The organism is Mesonia sediminis (genome assembly GCF_042684705.1).
Classification (GTDB): domain Bacteria; phylum Bacteroidota; class Bacteroidia; order Flavobacteriales; family Flavobacteriaceae; genus Mesonia; species Mesonia sediminis.
The window spans coordinates 1-2,379 of sequence record NZ_JBHULZ010000017.1; the positions used below are offsets into that span (position 1 = coordinate 1).

Here is a 2,379-nt window from a genome sequence, read left to right on the forward strand (position 1 = left end):
GTCTTCTCCTTGTTGATATTCCATTTTTAAAGATAAAAAAAATTAAAAATATATCCTTAAAAAAAGACTGCAATGATGGCATGGTTTTGAGACAGTCTGACGGTTTTGTATATGATACGTTGCGTGGTTTAGCACGTAATTTAGCAAATAAAAATCGAATAGAAAATCCGCGAGGATTTTCGTAAGTATGCTAGTACTAGCAATGAATTATATACGTTGTTGTAGCACGTTATTTATATTCATATTTATTTCGCCAAATTTCTTCTCCTTTCAAAAAGTCAAGAAGAATTTCAGTCATTTGTTCAACTGTTTCTAATGGTTTTGCCAATAAAAGATGGTCATCGTCTGTCACAAACCCAGAAGCTAATCCGTCATCTCCTAAATTCCCACTCACGTGCAAAGCTTTATATCCATTTTCATTTTCGTCTTCCAATTGCACAATATGGAAATCATTCCAATTTGTTGATTTCATTGTGCTTATAATTATTTCCGCTGTTGCCTTTTCAGATATGGTTTTTGTGTTCCCTCCGTAATTATAAGAAACAGTAAGTTTTAAATCTCGCTTTTCTTGTCGGATTTCATCACTACGCAATTCAGTTCTATTTTCAGTGATTCCAAGTTTGTTTGAATTCCGTTTTGAATTCCAACTGCTCAAAGCCACTATTCCGATTATTAATATAATTCCGATTATTATGTAGGTACTCATTCTTTTCACGTTATTTTAATCGGCTTTTTATTTCGTTTAATAATTTATTCTGTTCGAGATTTTTTTCAAATTCCGCTTCTTGGTCGAACACATTGTCCTTTCCAAAAAAGAGTTGACTTTCGTGATAGTAAAACAATGCCCAATTCAGACTTCCGTCAAATATTGTCAAATCAGTTGCAAAAAACATTCCTTTCCAATATTTAATAACCATTTTCCAAGTCAGCATAATTGCTTGTCCAGAATTGTCAGAATCAACAAATACATATTTGTCAAATGGAATTCCAAGATTGTATAACCATTTTTTAATTTCAGAATCACAGTTTTCGGAAATCCAGAACTTATTTTCAGTTTTGAAATAGCCTTTCGTAAATGGACTCCAATTAGTTCCAGTTGAGTAACCCAACAATTTAGAGGAACTCAAATATTCGTTTACGATTTCAGTTCCTTTTTTATTCAGAAAATGAATTTGGTCTTTATGTTCTTTAGAAATTTTTTCGGCTTCTTTAGGCGACCAAAGAAAAGACCAACTTTTTGGAAAGTCAGTTTTATATTCCGCTAAATTTTCTTCTAAAACGTTCATTTTTTAATGTGCTACAACGGTTAGGCTATGAGTAGTTGCGTGGGTTAGCACTTAACTTTCCAAGTACGCACCAAACTGAAAATCCGCGAGGATTTTCAGAAGTAGGCGAGAAAAAGCAATTACTTATAGCCATTGTTGTGGTTAGTGTTTTTTATTTATTTACTCAATTTTAAAATTCTAAAAGCACCTTGAATTACCAAAACAAAAACTATTGTTCCGATAATCAAATCAGGTTTGCTTGAACTCAACCAGTTTACCAAAAGTCCAGCTGTTATTACTCCTAAATTTATAATCACATCGTTTGAAGTGAAAATCATACTTGCTTTCATATGTGCCTCTTCCTTACTTTTTGATTTTTGTAAAATGTAAAGACAAATTCCGTTTGCAATAAGTGCGAAAATTGAAACTATAATCATTGTCGAAAAGTTGGGTAATTTCTCGTCTCCGAAAAATCTCCTTAAAACTTCTACAAATCCAATAATTGCAAGTGTTATTTGAAAATATCCAGCAAGTTTGGCAATCCGTTTTTTCTTTATTACTGTTCCGCCAACCGCAAACAAGCTAATTCCGTAAACGAAACTGTCCGCAAGCATATCTAAACTGTCGGCAACCAATCCCATTGATTTTGAGATTATTCCTGTTGTCATTTCAATTATGAAAAACGCAAAATTTATGGCAAGTACAGACCAAAGTAGTTTTTTTTGGTTTGCATTTTCATTAAATTCTGTTTGGTCGGTTTGTTCAGTCGAGATTTTCTTTCCGCCTAAATTCAGTTCGATAACTGATTTTTCAATTTTGTCAGTTTCTCCGCTGTGAAAAACGGTCAGTTTTCGGTTGGGAATGTCAAAGTCCAAATTCGCAATACTTGAAATTCCGTCCAATTTCATTCGGATTAGATTTTCCTCTGAAGGACAGTCCATTTTAGTAATCTCAAATATTGTTTTATTCATTTAGTTTCTCGGTTTTTCGACATTAACCACAACGGTCTCGGCTCGTATGTTTACGACACCTTAGTTATTAGGAATTAAAAATAGTAAATTTCTGACTAACAATACAAGTAAAATAGAAGGGATAGAGAGGTCTCGGCTAGATA

4 protein-coding genes are annotated in these 2,379 nt (G+C 33.1%); 1 reads left to right on the top strand and 3 read right to left on the bottom strand.

From position 1 onward, the window contains the following. Positions 1 to 185: hypothetical protein (locus ACFSQ0_RS03170; RefSeq protein ID WP_379044008.1), on the top strand; the 185-nt coding region annotated here is incomplete at its 5' end. Positions 186 to 229: 44 nt separating this feature from the next. On the opposite strand, the gene ACFSQ0_RS03175 is transcribed toward ACFSQ0_RS03170, so the two are convergent. The 3 genes from ACFSQ0_RS03175 to ACFSQ0_RS03185 form a co-directional block, all read right to left on the bottom strand. Continuing rightward, entirely contained in the window at positions 230 to 706 is a 477-nt protein-coding gene (locus ACFSQ0_RS03175) for a hypothetical protein (protein ID WP_379044011.1), read from the bottom strand. 10 nt (positions 707 to 716) lie between these two features. After that, positions 717 to 1,286, bottom strand: coding sequence for a hypothetical protein (locus tag ACFSQ0_RS03180; protein ID WP_379044014.1), 570 nt, complete (start codon positions 1,284 to 1,286; stop codon positions 717 to 719). Between the two features lie 155 nt (positions 1,287 to 1,441). After that, entirely contained in the window at positions 1,442 to 2,236 is a 795-nt protein-coding gene (locus ACFSQ0_RS03185; protein WP_298266176.1) for a cation transporter, read from the bottom strand. Positions 2,237 to 2,379 lie beyond the last annotated feature (143 nt).